Raw genomic sequence first — 17,435 nt, 5'->3', positions numbered from 1 at the left:
CATGAAAAAGATATTGCAATGGCTGCACCGGAAGATTGACGGAAAGAGCATTCGTCTGATTTTTACTGCCTTGTTTTTCCTGACCGTCAGTCTGTTCACTGCACTGATCATCTCCCTTTATTCAGAGTATACCAAGGCACAGATCACCGCTTTTTTGCAGGAGAAAAATACCCAGCAGCTGCGGCGTATGAGTTTCAGCATTGAGGAAGATGTGGACGACACCATTGAGCTTGCCAATACTGCCTACTATCAGATCATCAAGAGCGCTGACCTGCAGGCACTTTTGACGGAACAGACTTTGTCGGATTTCTGCCAGCTTCATGAAAACAAGATTTTGTATGCCGCCATTTATGATATTGACGGGGCACTGCTCTGGCAGAATGCAGAGAATTATGATACAGAATCGGTGGACAGTGCTGCATGGTTTCAGGCAGCAGAAACTGAAATTGACACCGTCGCATTTGATGTGCCTCATTATATCCAGACAGCAGCAGGATTTCAAAAAGCCATGACCGTTTCCCGCTATGTGGAGCTTCGGGACGGTGGAAAGAGCCGTTCTGGAATTTTGCGGTTTGATGTCTGCATGGACAACATGGAGGCAGAGCTGAACATCTATCCGGCATCACAGACGGATTATTTTTATCTGATGGACAACGAAGAGCATCTGATCTGCTATCCCTTTGAGAAACGACTGAAGAGCGGTGTGCGAACCGAATGGACGCTGCATGCACAGAAAAATCAGGTGGTTTTGCAGGACAAAAAGGAGTGGCTGCTCCAGCAGCAAACCATAGGATATACCGGCTGGAAACTGATCTCTGCTGCTTCTTTGACGGAAGAACTGCAAAACAACACGCAGCTCAGAACCGGAATCGCAGTCATTGTTCTGCTGATGGCGGTGGTTTCTGTGATATTGGACTTTTTGATTCAGCGTCTGATGATCGCACCGGTTTTGCGGCTCTCCGAAACCATGAAACGGTTTGGACATGGGGAATTGCAGGTTCGTGCAAAAGCAGAAAGCTGCGGAGAAATCAGAGGACTTTCCGACGGCTTTAATGACATGGCGGAAAAGATGAATCAGCTGATGGAACGAGTGCGGAAAGAGGAACGGGAAAAACAGATTACCGAGCGAAAGCTTCTGCAATCTCAGATCAATCCCCACTTTTTGTATAACACGCTGGATTCCATTATCTGGATGATACAGAGCAAAAAGTATGAGGGTGCCGGAAAAATGGTGTCCATGCTGGCAAAGTTTTTCCGCATCTCTTTGAGTCAGGGAAAGGACATTATCACGCTGAAAAAGGAACTGGAACACGCCGTCAGCTATCTTTCCATTCAAAATGTGCGGTTTCAGGATAAGTTTACATTTACGGTGGATTGGGACGAAAAACTGGCGGACTGCCTGTGTCCCAAGCTGGTGATCCAGCCACTGTTGGAAAATGCAGTCTATCACGGCATGGAGGGCATGTATGAAGACGGGGAGATCCAACTGAAGATCTATGCGGTAAACGAACTGGTGCACATCGATGTGATCGACAACGGCGAGGGTATGACCGAAGCACAGGTGCAGAAGATGATACAGGGCGATGTGGTGTCCAGCAAGCGTGGCTCCGGAATTGGTGTGAAAAATGTCAATGACCGAATCAAGCTGTATTTCGGTGAGGCATATGGCGTACAGATAATCAGTGCCCCGGATGAGGGAACTACGGCACGCATCTATTTTCCCATGAGGAGGCAGGAAGATGAAATTGAAAAATAAGGTGCTCTGGGTCTTTGCCGGAGGGATTCTGCTGGTACTGCTGTTGTTTCTTGAACAGCAGTTCTTTCAAACAAGAAAAAAACAGATCGCCGTGATTTTGTCGGAAGATGCAGTGTCCGATTTCTGTGCGTTTCAGGAGGGCATCTATGACGGTGCAGAGGATTGTGCGGTGTCACTTCGTATCATACACACTCCGGAGCTCTCGGAAAACGCATGGGCGGAATTGCTGTCTGCACAAAAAAAGCAGGGCTGTGACGGTGTTCTGCTGTTCTGTCCGGAACAATACTACACCGGAAGCGAAAAGTTCTATGCCGAAACACTGGAGCAATGCAAGCTCCCTGTTTTCTCTGTCACCTATGCACCTGCATTTTTCCACGGTGCTTATAGCGATGGCATGGAACAGATCTCCGAGATCCTATCCCCGCAAATCCAAGAGACAGCACAGGGTGCGTTCGAAATTTCCGCAGATACCACGCAGGCAAAGAGTGTGCGAATTGCGGAGTCTGTGGAGCAGTGTCTGAAACAAAATGATGCGGTATATGATCGGGATACCAGTTTTGAAAACGGCTCTAAAACACTGCTGGTCTGCGGAGAAACAGACGACACCAAAGCTTTTTCCCGTGCGGCGGCAGTCATTCAGATCTGCCCCGAACAGCCGGATTATACATTACTGACAAGCGGTGCGGTGGACATGATCGTGACAGAGAATGATTATGGGTTTGGGTATCAGGCAATCGCCTATCTGACAAAGCGTATGCAGGGGAAAAATGTGCCGTTTTCTCCGCCAGAACTGCGTGAGGTCACAAAGGAAAATCTGTTCGATGCCCAACAGGACGCACTGCTGTTTGAATAGGAGAAGTGCCATGAAAAAGAAGAACCTTATTTTCTCTGCGGTAGGCGTTGGACTTCTGGCTGCTGCTACGGTGGGCGGATTTGTCCATTTTCAAAAGCAGCACACTGACCGTTTTTTGAAAGTGGGAATTGCGGTATATGATCTGGAAGACCCCTATATTCAGACATTGACAGATGCTATTCGCAGTCAGTTGAAAGATAAGACCATCGACGGAAGGGAGATCATCTACGATGTTTTTGATGCCTCCGGCAGTGCGTTAACACAGAACACACAGCTTTACGAAATTTTGCAGCAGGAGTATGATGTGATCCTCTGGAATCCGGTTTCGCCCACTAATGTCGTGGGGATACTGGAGGATGCACAGGAACAGGATGTGCCGGTGATTCTGTTCAACCGTGAACCGGCGAAAGCGGATCTGGAGGAGCAGGACAATGTATGGTACGTCGGCACAGAGGCGAAAGAAGCCGGAAATATGCAGGGAGAAATGCTGATTCAGGCTTGGAATACCTGTGAGATGGACAAGAACCGGAACGGCATGCTGGACTATATTCTGGTAGAGGGAGAACAGGCACATACCGATGTCATCAACCGTACCGATGCGTTTCTGCAAACGGCTTCTGCTGCACTTCCTCTGAATCAGCTCCATGTGATCTCCGCGGACTGGGCGAGAACCTCTGCACTGCGGGAGATGCAGAACCTCTCCGCAGAGGAGACAACTGAAGTCGAGGCGGTGATTTGCAGCAATGACAGCATGGCATTGGGTGTCGCAGATTTTTATGCAAAGCAGAAGCTGCCGCTGCCAGTCATCATTGGCATCAATGGGATTCAGGACATGCAGGATGCCATTGATGCCGGGGTGATTTACGGGACGGTAGATCTGAATGTTCCGGAACAGGCAAAAACTATTTTTGCAATCATTCAGGGATATTTCGATGCCGGAGCAGAAATGCCAAAAGAAAAAGTCTGCTATCTTCCGCAATCCCCTTATACGAAATAAAGCAAACCTTCTTGAATCGTGTTGGAATTTGTATCTTTTGCACAGAATAATGTATTCCTTTTGGAAATGTCCTGTGCTATGATATAGGTGTCAACAAAACAGGGACCCGAACGAAAATAGGTTCCGATTCAAGGAGGTTTTTCTTATGTTAAAAAACAGCACACAACCCGCCGGCGGCGGAAACGTCATGTATCCCGGGAAAGTTCCGGGGAAAGTCAAGTATACATTTGCATTTGGTGCATTGGGCAAGGATATGATCTATGGCATGATCGCAACGTTCTCCATGATCTATTTTACCGACATCATTAAGGTCGCACCGGCATTTATCGGCATAATGTTCTTTTCCGCAAAAATCTGGGACGCCTTCAACGACCTGTTTATGGGAATGCTGGTGGACAACACCAGAAGCCGTTTTGGAAAGTTTATCCCGTGGCTGACGGTCGGAACACTGATCAACGCATTTGTTTTTATCATTTTGTTCACCGACTTCCATCTGAGCGGCATCGGACTTTGCGTATTTGCTGCCGTTGCCTATGTCCTCTGGGGCATGACCTATACTATTATGGATATTCCATATTGGTCTATCGTTCCGAATCTGACTTCAGACCCTCACGAGAGAGAAAAGGTTTCTGTACTGCCCCGTATTTTTGCCAGCATCGGTCAGTCCCTGATCATCGCCGGATTTGGCGTACAGATCATCAAGGGACTGGGAGGCGGTTATACAGGATATCATCGTTTTGCATTGATCATTGCCGCAACCTTTATCTTTACCATTGCAGTTACCGTCATCAATCTGCCGAAAAAGCAGGTGGGCAAAAAGGCAGAAAAGGTTTCTTTCAAGGACATCTTTTCCATCATCAAGAGAAATGACCAGCTTCGCTGGGCAGTGGCTCTGATTCTCCTGTACAACGTGGGAATCCAGCTCATTATGGGTGTTGCAACTTATTATTTTGCTTATGTCTGCAACAACAGCAGCATGCTCTCTGCATTTATGATCAGTGCCTCCATCGCAGAAGTGGTTGGTCTGATTATTTTCCCGAAAGTCACCAAGATGCTCTCCAGAAAGAAAGCATTCCTGATGGCATGTATTCTTCCGGCAATCGGGCTGCTGATCCTGCTGCTCACCGGTATTTTTGCACCGCAGAACATTGTGCTCACTGTCATTGCAGGCGTGATCGTCAAGACTGGTACTGGTCTGGAACTGGGCTGTGCGACAGTCTTTCTGGCAGACGTGGTGGACTACGGCGAATATAAGCTGGGCATAAGGAATGAGGGTGTCGTATTCTCCCTCCAGACACTGATCGTGAAGCTGACCGCTGCATTTACTTCTCTGTCCATTGGCTTTGCACTGGACCTGACTGGATATGTACCGAATCAGATCCAGTCCCTCGCAACTCAGAACTCCATTCGTGTGCTGATGTGTGTCATTCCGGCTGTGGGAATGCTGCTGGCATATGTGGTATACCGCAGGAAGTATAAGCTGAACGATGCATATATGAAAAAGGTGGTTTCCGCCATTTCTAGTCCAAAGACTGAATTGACATCCGAAAAGACGACAGAGGAGGAATCATGACTATGAAACTGAAACAATTTCAGGCAGACCTGACCGCAGGAAAATATGATGAAAAGCTTTGCAAACTCTACGGCAGCTCCGATGCCGTACTTGCTGCACAGCGAGCACGCTATTTGCAGGCGGCAGAGAACTTTTCTTGCTTGTATCCTGAGTGGGAGGAGATCGCCGTATTTTCTGCACCTGGCAGAACCGAGATCGGCGGAAACCATACCGATCACCAGCATGGCTGTGTTCTGGCTGCCTCTGTTGATCTGGACGTCATTGCCATTGTGGCATTTCACGACGAGCATGTGATTCGGCTGCAATCTGCCGGGTATCCGCAGGATTATGTGGATTTGTGTGACCTCACGGTACATCCGGAGGAAAAGGGAAAGTCCGCTGCACTGATTCGCGGTGTGGTTTCCAGATTTCAGGAAATGGGCGTTGCTGTAGGCGGCTTTGATGCTTACACCACTTCCAATGTCCTGAGTGGCAGCGGGCTCTCATCTTCGGCAGCCTTTGAGGTACTCATCGGCACTATCATCGACCAGCACTATCATGCAGGTGCTGCCGGAGCAGTAGAGATTGCCAAAATCGGACAGTATGCGGAAAATCGGTACTTCGGAAAAAAGAGCGGGCTGATGGATCAGATGGTAAGCTCTGTAGGTGGATTTGTGTTCATTGATTTTGAGGACACGGACAACCCGAAAATCGAAAAGCTGTCCTGTCAGTTTGAAGATGCCGGCTATATGCTCTGTATCACAGATACCAAGGGCAGCCATGCAGATTTAACAGATGATTACGTTTCTATTCCGGCGGAGATGAATCTGGTGGCTGCACAATTCGGAAAAAATCATCTGCGGGAAGTGGACGAGAAATCATTCCTGCAGGCACTTCCGAAATTGCGAACTGCTTGTTCCGACCGTGCTATTTTGCGTGCTGCCCATTTCTACGGGGATAACCGGCGTGCAGCCGAGGAAGCAAAGGCACTGTCCAGCAATGATTTTCCACGGTTTCTGAAACTGGTGAAAGAATCCGGAGATTCCTCTGCGAAATGGCTCCAGAATCTCTACTCCTGCAGCAAACCGGCAGAGCAGGGTATTACGCTGGGGCTCTGGGCGAGCAAGCAGATTCTCGGAGATGCAGGCGTTTCCAGAGTGCACGGCGGAGGATTTGCCGGAACTATTCAGGCATTTGTGCCGGTACATATGGCGAAAGATTACTGCAAAAAAATGGATCAATTGTTTGGGGCGGGCAGCTGCCAGATCCTCCAGATCCGGAACATTGGCGGAATGCAGTTTGCCTGAGGATTTGCTGAGAAATGGGGTGTGTATCGCATGAAACAAGTACAGATTTCAGAATTTGAACCAACTTCCAGTGGGCAGATGGCACATTTCTACCGCATTGAGAATGCCTCCGGTGCAAGCGTGACACTTTGTGATTATGGTGCGTCAATCGTTTCTCTGCTGGTGCCGGATCGGCAGAAGCTGCTGCGTGACGTGGTGCTGGGTTATGCCCATGTGAAAGGCTATGAAACCGGCGGAGAATATTTTGGCGAAACTGTTGGAAGGTGCTGCAACCGTATCTGTCACGGACGGTTCGTCCTGAATGGTCAGGAGATACAGCTGAATTGCAACAATGGAAAACACCATTTGCACGGCGGTTACCGCAGCTTAAGCCGGCGTATCTGGCAGGCAGAATGCGGCGGGAATAGCGTTGCTTTCACCACAGAGAGTCCGGACGGTGAGGAACATTATCCGGGAAATTTGCAGGTGACTGTTACCTATACTTTTGACAATACCAATACTCTGACCATTGCTTATGAGGCAGTTTGTGATAAAGATACGATCTGCAACCTGACCAACCACAGCTATTTCAATTTGGACGGACACCAAAGTGGAACACTGGCGCATCATATGCTGAAACTTTTTGCGGATTTCTACATTCCAATTGACCACACTTCTATTCCGTCAGGAGAAATCGCACCGGTTGCAGGAACGCCTTTTGACTTTCGGGCATACAAGCCGATTCCGGCAGCATTTCAGGAGGATTGTGTGCAGATTCAGAACGCTGCCGGATTAGATCATAGTTTTGCCGTTCGTTCCGATTCACCGATTCAGGCGGAGGCATACAGCACAGAGAGCGGAATCCGGCTTACCTGCAAAACAACGCAGCCCGCCATTCATGTGTATACTGCCAATTTCGTAGAAACTCCGGCGGATTTGGGAAAAGACGGTTGTGCTTACGGAAAACGAGGTGCCTTTTGCCTGGAAACGCAGAATTTTCCGGACGCCATCAATCATCCTAATTTTCCCTCGCCAATTTTGCGTGCAAATACCCCGTACCGGCAGGAAACACAGTTCCATTTTTCACTGAAAGGAGAAGCATAATATGCGTATTTTAGTCTTGGGAGGAGCCGGATACATCGGTTCGCATACCGCACTGGAGTTGGTAAGAGCCGGTCATGAGGTCATTGTCGCAGACAATCTGTTGACAGGGCACCGCAGCGCTGTTCCAAAGCAGGCGAAATTTTATGAGGGCGACATCCGGGATGCTGCCTTTTTGGATAAGCTGTTCGATGCGGAAAAAATCGATGCTGTGATTCACTTTGCAGCATTTTCGATGGTGGCATCCATTGAAAATTCAAAGCGTGTGCTGGGCTGGAAACCGGAGCACGATAGTCTGGAGGAGATCATTGCCAGTGCGTGGAATTGGCATACGCACCACCCAAATGGATACGAGGAGTGAGACAGATGATTTGCGATGAAATTCAAAAGCTGATGGATTACGGATTAAAAAACGATTTGATCCAACCGGAAGATCGTTATGTGGTACAGAATCAGTACATGGAGATTTTTCAACTGAACGATTGGCAGACCAGCGGAGATGCATCTTCGAAAACAGAGATTGATGCGATTTTGCAGCCACTGATCGACTATGCCTGTGCACAGCATCTCATTCCGGATACCAGTGCCTCACGGGATTTGTTCGATACCAGGCTTATGGGCGTGTTGACACCTATGCCCAGAGAGGTGATGGCATCTTTTCGGAAGCACTACGCTGTATCGCCGGAAGCAGCAACGAGCTGGTACTATGCGTTAAGCCAGAACCTGAATTATGTGCGTCGGGGCAGAATTGCAAAGGATTTGAAGTGGACATATGCTTCCGAATACGGCACGCTGGACATTACGATCAACCGTTCCAAGCCGGAGAAAGATCCCAGGGACATTGCCGCAGCAAAATCTGCCAAGACATCTGCGTATCCCAAGTGCCAGCTGTGTCCGGAAAATGCAGGGTTTGCCGGCAACTTGAAACAACCGGCAAGGCAGAATCTGCGTCCGGTTTCGCTGCAAATTCAGGGAGAACCGTGGCAGCTGCAATACTCACCCTATGGGTATTACCACGAACACTGCATTGTGTTCAACGAAAAGCATACAGCAATGAAGATCGATGCGGCAGTGTTTGAGAAACTGTTTGATGTGCTGGATATTTTGCCCCACTATTTCATTGGCTCGAATGCAGATCTGCCCATTGTGGGCGGTTCGATTCTCAGTCATGAGCATTTTCAGGGCGGCAACTATTCCTTTGCCATGGCAAAAGCACCGATTGAAAAATACTATGTGCTTCCTCAGTTTCCGGATGTGCAGGTGGGCATTGTAAAATGGCCCATGTCTGTGATACGGCTGCAGGCATCAAACCGGAGCATGCTCGCTGCGGCTTGCAGCAAGATTCTGGAAAAGTGGCGTACCTACAGCGATGCAAGTGTGCAGATATTGGCATCCACTGATGGTGTGCCGCACAATACCATTACACCGATCGCCAGAATGCATGGCAGTACCTATGAGTGTGATCTGGTTCTGCGAAACAATCGCACTACGGAAGAACGTCCGCTGGGACTATTTCACCCCAATCCGTCATTGTACCACATCAAAAAGGAAAACATCGGCCTGATCGAGGTCATGGGGCTTGCAGTGCTGCCATCACGTCTTGCAGTGGAACTGGATGCTGTGAGAACGGCAATGCTTTCTGGTGCAGATTTGACGGCGAATCCGCTGACCGCATCACATGCTGACTGGGCTGTTTCCATTTTGAAACAGCATCCAGAATTTTCAGTGGAAAATGCATGGTATATCTTACACGCAGAAGTGGGGAAGGTGTTCGAGCAGGTTTTGTTAGATGCTGGTGTATTCCGTAGAAATGAGACAGGCAAAGCAGCCTTCGTGCGATTTATGGAATCGTTGTTGGAAGAATAATCGAAAACGTATCAAAATGGAAGATGGTTGTGAAAACTACATCACTTTCCTCACCACCCCACCAAGTGAAAAAGTGATACCCTTCTTCAAAACCTCTATAAAATCTTCTTCCATTTCCGAAAAAAACACCTGGAATCCCGTTGTTGGGATTCCAGGTATTTTTTTATGCCGGGTTCTGCTCAAACAGAGCAGTATCCAGTTTGTCGGCGGCTTCCTGTTCGACTTTTTTCAGCACCTTCTTTCCACAATTTCCTATGTTTCTGTGAAAAATGGGATGTAGATATCCTCGCTGTATCCGTCCGAAGATGCCCAGACAGTGTGGATCCAGTCAGCATGGGAATAGGATTTATATAAATTTATCTTATTATCCAAAATTATGATAAATAACAGGTAGATACCTCAATTGAGTTATCTACCTGTCCTGTTCATAGTTCACTATATAGGTCATTCATATTAGTTCTTTGAAAATGTCTATATAAGTATCTATCAAATTGATGTGAGTCATTTTTTAGCTTAAATATGTTGCCACACGCAACATATTTTTTTATAGCCTATGTACCCAATCAATAGCCGCCTCTGCCCAATGAGCTGCCACCGGCTGATAGTGACCTTCCCATGTGGCAGTGGTTTCGTCGCACAATGCAAGTCCATGTCCACCGTATTCATAAATGTGGCTCTCAAATGGAATGTGATACTTTGAAAGACTGCACATATACCAAAGTGTGTTCTCAACCCTTACACAGCCATCATCAGCACAGTGCCAGATAAATGTAGGAGGAGTGTTCTCCGATACTCTCTTCTCCATTGAAACAAGCTCTCTGAGCTCCGATGATTTTTCCTCGCCAATAATATTGAGTATTGAGCCTTCATGAGTGTATTCGGGGTCGGATGTGATAACAGGATAGCCCAAGATAGAGCCGTTTACCTTGATGTCCTCGGGATTGCAGCCAAGAGGCTTTGTGAGCAGCTCGCTGTTCCAGAAGTTTGCCATTGTTGCCGCAAGGTGTCCGCCTGCTGAAAAACCGCATACTATTATCTTGTCAGGGTCAATGTCAAATTTCTCCGCATTATCTCTAACATACTTGATAGCCGCTGCACATTCCAAAGCGTCAGTGGGAAATTTTTTCTTGACGCATGAGTATCTTAGCACAAATGCGCATATGCCTGCACCCAAAAATCTGAATGCAACAGGTTCAGCTTCACGCTCAGAACACCAATCATATCCTCCGCCCGGGCAGATTATAATTGCCTTGTGTTTCTTTCTGCCTATTTCCTCAGTGAGTGTGTTGTAATAGCAATCAAGCACAGGTGCGCAGCCCTCGCTTGAAACGCCAGCCTTTTCATAATCCACTTTTATTTCTACTGTTTCTTTAAGCATTTTATTTCCTCCGAAAAAATTTATTCTGTAGCCGCCTGCTGGTCTGTCTGAGAGGACGAGTCAGCAGGTGCTGCATTTTCTGTCATATTCACGCAGACGATATAGCCGTCAACGTTGTTGCCTGAGATAGTGTTAGGACGCTCATTGTTGCTGTCGTCAAGGGGAACAGGCACGTTCGTGGTGCTGCCCTTGTCTGCGGCAACATAGTAAACCGAATACTCAGTGTCATCAAAAGCCGTGAATGTAAGCGGCTTTTCAAATGTATAGTCCTTGACAAAATCTATGTATTCTTCAAGGCAAAGCTTGTTTGCTGTCATTATCTCAGCGTGTGGTATACCTACATATCTGAAATGATAAGCCATAGGGCTTACACCTGTGATGTCAGCTTTGTCCTCTGGGTATCTGAGGATAAGTCCGTATTTCCAGCAGTTTTCAGATATCCAACTATAATCTCCCTCGCCTGTGAACTCAGGATATGCGCCTGTGCTTGCGTCATAAAGATGCAGGTCAAAGGCAAGTCCAGTGTTATGCTCGTAGCAGGCAGAACTGCTGTCTTCATCATCTTCCGCAGGCATAGCTGTGTTTATCATAAGTGTTGATATCTTCTTGTCAGCATAAAAATCATTGCCCATTTTGCTAAAGGCTTCAAAGGTTTCTTTTTTAGCCGTCAGTTGAGTGCTGCTGGTGGACATTATTTGACTTCCGTTCTTGTCAAACAAATAGGAATAAACTGTGTCTGTGTTATTCACTGTACCGGTGAAGGAGTGGTCGCCATTAACGAGAATAAGATCTCCATTTACCATATCAGTTTTGTTTTTTGCTGTAACATACATATAATTGCCCGTAAGCTTTTTTACAGCTTTTTTGCTGCTGCTGTCAGCCTTGACCGCAGAGGAGTTTGACGAGCTGTCGGAAATTTTCTTAGGGCTGTCAGCCTTTGAACTGCACGATGTAGATATTCCCAGAATGATCAAAAGCAGTATGGCAAGAACCGCTGCAATATTCTTGTATTTATAACGTTTTACTTTTGGCACTTAACATCACCTTCCTGTATAACATACACCTAAATTATAACACATTTTTCGTAATAAGTGAACCATATGCCACTGTAGTGTCGGCACTTTTGTTATATCAGACAAATGTTTTGCGGGCGTTTTATGCAACAAGCACAAACAAAATAAGGGCTGTACTGTTTTGCGGTACAGCCCTTAGCAATAAATATTCTGTTAGTTTCTTACATAGTCAACAACAGACTTTATGAACGCACGTCCCTCAGGGGAGTGGGAAAGCTTATCAAAATCGCATGAGCAAACTACCACCTTGCCGCCGTCCTTTTCATACTCGTAGAGGAGTGAAAGATCGTGGTTGCGGTCAAAGTTGTCGATAGTTCTCACGATAACATTTTTCTCGCCCTTAAAGTCGTCAAGAATAACCGAGCGTGAGTTCTCAACTATCTCCCACCACTGTGGCGTTGAGTATTTTTCCCCTGCAAAGCCTGCAAGAGCAGGGTGTTCGGTGTCGATAAGAAGTCCCATTGTGCCAACAGGGTCAGGCTTTTTCATCATCTGTGAGATGATACAGAACATATGATAGCACCAGAAGTCCTGACAGTAGAAGCCCTCGATAGAGTTTTCAAGCTTTGAGAGGTCAGGGACGATAAGCACTGTCTTGCCCTGTTTCAGCAGACTTTCAGCTTCGTCATTTACCTCGTTAAAAATGTATGCGCCGCTTATATCTGTCTTTTCAACTGTCGGTATCACCCAAAGGTCATAGTGATTGTGTATGTCAGTACCCTCTATTTCAAGTGAAAGCACAGTCTTTGTGTTCTTTGTTACCTGTGGGAGAGTAAATTCTACATCGCAAATGTCAGTGTAGTTGCCTTCTGCAATAAAATTCTTTTCGACCTTGCCGATGACATCACCGTTTTCAAGAGTGAGAGTGCAAATAAGCTTGCCGTCTTTAAGGTCAGGTCTGTAATTGCAAAGCTCTGTGTGCGCCTTGAAACTGCTGCCAGCTTCAAGAACATAGCTGTCAAAACGCGCCATTACAACAGCATCATTGCAGAACTCTCTCCACTCGCTGTCTGTGATAAGTCCCTTGCTGTCCATGAATGCGTCAAGTACACCCACAAGGGCAGTACCCTGACCGCTGAAATCCTGAATATCGAGTATCTGGAAACCGCCAAGAAGTCTTGAACGGAAAACAGCCTCCATTTCTTCCTTATAACACTGCACAGCAAGCTTGCCTGAGCATTTAAAATAATCCTCAGCCAGCGGAAGCAGACCCTTTTCTTCAAGTCTTTCTCTGAATACCTCAAAGTTTCTTGCTTTAAGCGAACCTGTGTATTTTTCTATCTCCTTGAAGTTGGGATAAGTTTCATACTGACCTATTTCGTGAGTAACGATAGGCACTTCAGGGATAAAATCTGCGTCAGCTTCGCTTGCCTTGACAGTTTTCATAGTCGTGCCGTACTGTATCTGAACAGTGCCGTCCTCTGAAATTTCCGTGGAGCTTGCCTGCTTCTTAGGTCTTATAATGCTGTCATAATCGTGATTTGCCGCAGGCTTGTCAGTCTGAATATGACCAAGTGGAGCGTCACACATAGCGTATGAGCCTCTTATAAGCCTGTCGTTTGCAAGTCTTACGCCAACAAAGAAATCGTCGTTCTCAATAACGTTAGGAAACCACTGGAAATTGTTTGAACCTTGTGTGTAAAGGTGTCTGTTGTCAAATTTCTTATAGCCGCCTACGATATCGTTGAGTATCTTCTTTGAGCCCCAAAGCTCGTTGCCCATTGACATCATGCAGTAGGAAGGGTGATTGCCGAAGAATTTCAGCATATTGAAGCCCTCTTCAACGAGGAAATCCTGCTCCTCCTGATTGTGGTTTTCCTCTCCCTCTTCTGTGATAGTTCCCCAGAAAGGAAGCTGTGGCTCCATATAGATTCCAAGCATATCCGCGGCGATAAAAGCAGCCTCAGGGGGACAGCAGGTGTGATAACGATAGTGGTTCATGCCGTATGACTTTGATATTTTCATCACTCTCAGCCATTCCTCAAGGTCGGTAGGGGCAAAGGCTGTCTTAGGGAATATCATGCCGTCATGTTTTCCTCTGAGAAAGGTTTTTTCGCCGTTTATGGTGAACTTTCCGCTCTCTGTCTTGAATTCACGCATACCGATGATATGCTCGCTCACGTCGCCGTCAATATCTATTCTTAGCTTGTAGAGATTTGGCTCATGTTCACTCCAAAGCAGGCAATCGTCTCCCATTTTGTATAAAGCGTCAAGTCTGCCGTCTTTGTATTCAAAGCTCTGCACAGCAGGTGTATGGTTCTTTTCGCTGTTGAAGCTCTCAGCGCTTATGACAGCTTTTACGCTTTTTCCGTCTGTTATGTCAGCCGTGACCCTGACGGTCTTGCTGTGGATATCGCACCAAAGCATAACATTTTCAGCGTGGGCGTTTTTGTAGCCTATAAGCTCGATGCGTCCTGTGATACCATTCCAGTTGGTTTGAGTGTCAGGTGAAGTAAGGTGTCCGCCCTTGGTCTTGTAGCCAACATTTGAAACGCAGATAGTCATTTCATGTACGCCGGTGCCGATATACTCGTTCAGGTCATAGATGTGCGGAGTGCAAAGGCTCTCCTGCCTGCCTATCTTTTTGCCGTCTATATAAAGTTCAGTTATTCTTGTTCTTTCAAGATAAAGTTTAAGATTTTCACATTGCAGAGCAGAGAAGTCAACGTTTTTTCTGAACCATGCAAAGCCCTCAAATTTATATGTGTCTGTAAGAAAGCCTGTTTCTCTCTTAGTATTGTATTCGCCTTTTTTAGCGTTGGAAGTAGTGTTCGGAAGGTTTATTGTATCATCAAAAACAAGGTCAGTACCCTTACATTCCTTGTCAAGACACAGCAGCCACTTGCCGCTGAGGTCAAGCTTGTTTATCATTAAGCAACGATCCTTTCAAGTTCAAATTTTCAATATTATCATTATAGCATATGCCCTTACCCTTTTCAACAGTAATCCTTTGATTTAACCAAAATGCTATAAAATTTTGTTGTTTTTAACAATAAAATATGATACAATAAGATTAAAAGAAATCTGCCAACTGGAGGTGCAGGAAAAATGCTTGAAAATACAGACAGAAAGCTGTTGTGGCTGTGGCTCGATGTTGCGTTCGGACCTGCGGACAAGCGTTTGTGGGACGTTATGTCATATTATGACAGCGTTGAAGAAATGTGCGATGATCTATTGTCACTGCGCTGTGGATATGTTACTCAGCAGGAGGCTGAAAAGATAGCCTGCTGTACGTTCTTTCAGGCGAAACAGGTGGCTGAATACTGCGAGAAAAAGGGTATATATATCCTAACCCCTGACGATCCTCTTTATCCTGAACGGTTGAAACAGATAGAATGTCCACCTGCTGTGCTTTTCTGCCGTGGCGATGTAAGCTGTCTGTCTATTGAAAAGAGCGTTGCCATTATCGGCACTAGAGAACCAAGCGATTATTCTGTAGCCGTGGCGGAGGAGTTTTCAAGCTTTCTTGCAGAGCGAGGAGTAAATATCATAAGCGGATTTGCTATGGGTATCGACACTGCCGCACACCGCAGTGCGATGCATGCTGGTGGAAGCACGGTGGCTGTTATGGGCTGTGGGCTAGAATATGATTATCCTCGTGGCAGAACGGGCTTCAAGCGTGAGATAGCAACACATGGGGTAGCTATATCGGAATTTTTCCCGCAGGCAAGACCTGTTCCTGAGAATTTTCGTATAAGAAACCGCATTGTTTCGGCACTTTCACATTGCGTTCTTGTGGTTGAAGCAGGAATACGCAGCGGCACGCTGAATACTGTAAATCATGCTTTATCCCAGAATAAAGACGTTTTTGTTATACCGCCTCATGACATTTTCAGCGAGAAATACGCAGGACAGTGTGCGCTTCTCCGTGACGGAGCGGTAGAAGCTTATTCTCCAAAAGATATCCTCTATTTTCTCAATAAAGCCAAAATGTAGAACTACACTTAGTTAGTGTTTAATATCATACCTGTACCAAATCAACGATATCTACGTTATTTGTAGGGGGGCTGCTCAATTTCTGTTTCGTAGAAATGCGGCGTTCCGATCATTCGTTTTTTACACTCTAAATGAAAAAGGCTGCGACTTTTTGCCGCAGCCTTTTGTGATATTTGAAATTACTTTGAAAGTGGGCTTTCTCTGTAGATGATGTCCTCTCTCTTTGGTCCGTTTGAAACCATTGTGATAGGGAAGCCGATATGCTTTTCAACGAAGTCGATATACTTCTTGCAGTTCTCAGGGAGATCTTCATACTTCTTGATGCCCCTGATGTCTGACTTCCAGCCGTCGAGAACTTCGATAACAGGCTTTGCCTTTTCAAGCTTTCTTGTTGTAGGGAAGTCTGTTGTAACTTCGCCGTCTATCTCATAGCCTACGCATACAGGTATCTTGTCAAGATAGCCAAGAACGTCAACCACCGTGAAAGCAACGTCTGTTGTGCCTTGGATACGGCAGCCGTACTTAGTTGCAACGCAGTCGAACCAACCCATTCTCCTAGGTCTGCCTGTTGTTGCACCGAACTCTCCGCCGTCGCCGCCTCTCCTTCTCAGCTCGTCAGCCTCGTCGCCGAATATCTCAGAAACGAATGCGCCTGCGCCTACTGCGGAAGAATAAGCCTTAACAACAGTTACGATAGTCTTTATCTCATAAGGAGGTATACCTGCACCGATAGCACCGTATGCTGCCAGTGTAGATGAAGATGTTACCATTGGGTAGATACCGTGGTCAGGATCCTTCAGTGAGCCAAGCTGACCCTCAAGAAGAACGTTCTTGCCCTCTTTGATGGCGTTCCAAAGGAATGCAGATACGTCGCAAACGTATGGTGCTACCATTTCTTTGTACTCCATAAGAGTATTGAAAAGCTCATCAGCGTCGATAGGAGGCTTATGATAAAGGTGTTCAAGAAGAATGTTCTTCGTTTCAAGAACTCTCTTGATCTTTGTCTTGAGAGCTTCCTCATCAAACAGCTCCTGTACCTGGAAACCTATCTTTGCATATTTATCAGAATAGAAAGGTGCGATACCTGATTTTGTTGAGCCAAAGCTTGCCTTTCCGAGTCTTTCTTCTTCGTACTGATCGAACAAAACGTGATATGGCATTACCATCTGCGCTCTGTCGGAAATAAGTATCTTAGGCATTGGAACGCCTTCGGAAGTTACCTTTTTAAGCTCATTGAAAAATACAGGGATATTAAGTGCAACACCGTTGCCGATAATATTTGTTGTGTGATCATAGAATACGCCGGAAGGCAAAGTGTGCAAAGCGAACTTTCCGTAGTGATTTACAATAGTATGTCCTGCGTTAGCACCGCCCTGAAATCTTACTACTATATCAGATTTTTCAGCAAGCATATCGGTAAGCTTGCCCTTACCCTCGTCGCCCCAGTTTGCGCCGACAATCGCTCTAACCATTTAATTTTATCCTCCTTGCCATAAAACAGCAAAATTAGTAGCAGATATTTATCAAAATCAACACTGCCACCAGAATATTATAGCACAAAACATTCTATATGTAAAGGCACTTATAAACATTTAACATTTTTATAACATTTAGCGTATTACCATACTGCTATGATA

13 protein-coding genes and 1 pseudogene are annotated in these 17,435 nt (G+C 46.3%); 10 read left to right on the top strand and 4 right to left on the bottom strand.

The window, feature by feature from the left end:
* The first annotated feature begins 1 nt into the window (after position 1).
* The 9 genes and pseudogenes from DWW81_RS09050 (at position 2) to DWW81_RS13120 (ending at position 9,691) form a co-directional block, all read left to right on the top strand.
* Positions 2 to 1,756: a sensor histidine kinase gene (locus DWW81_RS09050; protein ID WP_181982711.1), complete on the top strand. Its 1,755-nt coding sequence runs from the start codon at positions 2 to 4 to the stop codon at positions 1,754 to 1,756.
* Entirely contained in the window at positions 1,740 to 2,609 is an 870-nt protein-coding gene (locus DWW81_RS09045; protein WP_117897493.1) for a hypothetical protein, read from the top strand. The genes DWW81_RS09050 and DWW81_RS09045 overlap by 17 nt, the downstream gene beginning before the upstream one ends.
* 10 nt (positions 2,610 to 2,619) lie before the next feature.
* Entirely contained in the window at positions 2,620 to 3,606 is a 987-nt protein-coding gene (locus DWW81_RS09040; RefSeq protein ID WP_181982710.1) for a substrate-binding domain-containing protein, read from the top strand.
* A 145-nt stretch (positions 3,607 to 3,751) separates the two neighbouring features.
* A complete protein-coding gene (gene melB, locus DWW81_RS09035) occupies positions 3,752 to 5,179 on the top strand; it encodes a melibiose:sodium transporter MelB (protein ID WP_242989595.1) in 1,428 nt (475 codons plus the stop codon).
* Between the two features lie 2 nt (positions 5,180 to 5,181).
* Positions 5,182 to 6,465: a galactokinase family protein gene (locus DWW81_RS09030; RefSeq protein ID WP_117897491.1), complete on the top strand. Its 1,284-nt coding sequence runs from the start codon at positions 5,182 to 5,184 to the stop codon at positions 6,463 to 6,465.
* A gap of 30 nt (positions 6,466 to 6,495) precedes the next feature.
* Entirely contained in the window at positions 6,496 to 7,548 is a 1,053-nt protein-coding gene (locus DWW81_RS09025) for an aldose epimerase family protein (RefSeq protein WP_117897490.1), read from the top strand.
* Position 7,549: 1 nt separating this feature from the next.
* Positions 7,550 to 7,801 (top strand): annotated as a pseudogene (locus DWW81_RS09020) (NAD-dependent epimerase/dehydratase family protein); the annotation flags it as partial.
* Positions 7,802 to 7,911: 110 nt separating this feature from the next.
* Positions 7,912 to 9,411 (top strand): UDP-glucose--hexose-1-phosphate uridylyltransferase, encoded by a 1,500-nt coding sequence (locus DWW81_RS09015; protein ID WP_117897488.1) that lies wholly within the window; start codon positions 7,912 to 7,914, stop codon positions 9,409 to 9,411.
* 16 nt (positions 9,412 to 9,427) lie between these two features.
* Positions 9,428 to 9,691, top strand: coding sequence for a hypothetical protein (locus DWW81_RS13120; RefSeq protein WP_147338976.1), 264 nt, complete (start codon positions 9,428 to 9,430; stop codon positions 9,689 to 9,691).
* Positions 9,692 to 9,955: 264 nt separating this feature from the next.
* Here the strand turns inward: DWW81_RS13120 and DWW81_RS09010 are convergent, their stop codons facing one another.
* The 3 genes from DWW81_RS09010 to DWW81_RS09000 all read right to left on the bottom strand — a co-directional run bounded on the left by DWW81_RS09010 (position 9,956) and on the right by DWW81_RS09000 (position 14,733).
* Positions 9,956 to 10,789, bottom strand: coding sequence for an alpha/beta hydrolase (locus DWW81_RS09010; RefSeq protein ID WP_117897487.1), 834 nt, complete (start codon positions 10,787 to 10,789; stop codon positions 9,956 to 9,958).
* Between the two features lie 20 nt (positions 10,790 to 10,809).
* A complete protein-coding gene (locus tag DWW81_RS09005) occupies positions 10,810 to 11,823 on the bottom strand; it encodes a M15 family metallopeptidase (RefSeq protein WP_117897486.1) in 1,014 nt (337 codons plus the stop codon).
* Between the two features lie 192 nt (positions 11,824 to 12,015).
* Complete coding sequence (locus DWW81_RS09000; RefSeq protein ID WP_117897485.1) at positions 12,016 to 14,733, bottom strand: beta-glucuronidase; 2,718 nt, start codon at positions 14,731 to 14,733, stop codon at positions 12,016 to 12,018.
* A 177-nt stretch (positions 14,734 to 14,910) separates the two neighbouring features.
* Between DWW81_RS09000 and dprA the strand changes: the two genes are divergently transcribed.
* A complete protein-coding gene (gene dprA, locus DWW81_RS08995; protein ID WP_117897484.1) occupies positions 14,911 to 15,798 on the top strand; it encodes a DNA-processing protein DprA in 888 nt (295 codons plus the stop codon).
* A gap of 179 nt (positions 15,799 to 15,977) precedes the next feature.
* Here the strand turns inward: dprA and DWW81_RS08990 are convergent, their stop codons facing one another.
* Complete coding sequence (locus tag DWW81_RS08990; protein WP_038671558.1) at positions 15,978 to 17,270, bottom strand: adenylosuccinate synthase; 1,293 nt, start codon at positions 17,268 to 17,270, stop codon at positions 15,978 to 15,980.
* Positions 17,271 to 17,435 lie beyond the last annotated feature (165 nt).

The organism is Ruminococcus sp. AF17-1AC (assembly GCF_003461385.1).
GTDB lineage: Bacteria > Bacillota > Clostridia > Oscillospirales > Ruminococcaceae > Hominimerdicola > Hominimerdicola aceti.
The sequence above is the reverse complement of the archived record's forward strand: the minus strand, read 5'-3'. Positions and strand labels throughout refer to the sequence as shown.

Excerpts from the sequence above, each read along its gene's own strand:
- DWW81_RS09050 (WP_181982711.1), top strand. The coding sequence starts at position 2 with ATGAAAAAGATATTGCAATGGCTGCACCGGAAGATTGACGGAAAGAGC.
- DWW81_RS09045 (WP_117897493.1), top strand. The coding sequence starts at position 1,740 with ATGAAATTGAAAAATAAGGTGCTCTGGGTCTTTGCCGGAGGGATTCTG.
- DWW81_RS09040 (WP_181982710.1), top strand. The coding sequence starts at position 2,620 with ATGAAAAAGAAGAACCTTATTTTCTCTGCGGTAGGCGTTGGACTTCTG.
- melB (WP_242989595.1), top strand. The coding sequence starts at position 3,752 with ATGTTAAAAAACAGCACACAACCCGCCGGCGGCGGAAACGTCATGTAT.
- DWW81_RS09030 (WP_117897491.1), top strand. The coding sequence starts at position 5,182 with ATGAAACTGAAACAATTTCAGGCAGACCTGACCGCAGGAAAATATGAT.
- DWW81_RS09025 (WP_117897490.1), top strand. The coding sequence starts at position 6,496 with ATGAAACAAGTACAGATTTCAGAATTTGAACCAACTTCCAGTGGGCAG.
- DWW81_RS09015 (WP_117897488.1), top strand. The coding sequence starts at position 7,912 with ATGATTTGCGATGAAATTCAAAAGCTGATGGATTACGGATTAAAAAAC.
- DWW81_RS13120 (WP_147338976.1), top strand. The coding sequence starts at position 9,428 with ATGGAAGATGGTTGTGAAAACTACATCACTTTCCTCACCACCCCACCA.
- DWW81_RS09010 (WP_117897487.1), bottom strand. The coding sequence starts at position 10,789 with ATGCTTAAAGAAACAGTAGAAATAAAAGTGGATTATGAAAAGGCTGGC.
- DWW81_RS09000 (WP_117897485.1), bottom strand. The coding sequence starts at position 14,733 with ATGATAAACAAGCTTGACCTCAGCGGCAAGTGGCTGCTGTGTCTTGAC.
- dprA (WP_117897484.1), top strand. The coding sequence starts at position 14,911 with ATGCTTGAAAATACAGACAGAAAGCTGTTGTGGCTGTGGCTCGATGTT.
- DWW81_RS08990 (WP_038671558.1), bottom strand. The coding sequence starts at position 17,270 with ATGGTTAGAGCGATTGTCGGCGCAAACTGGGGCGACGAGGGTAAGGGC.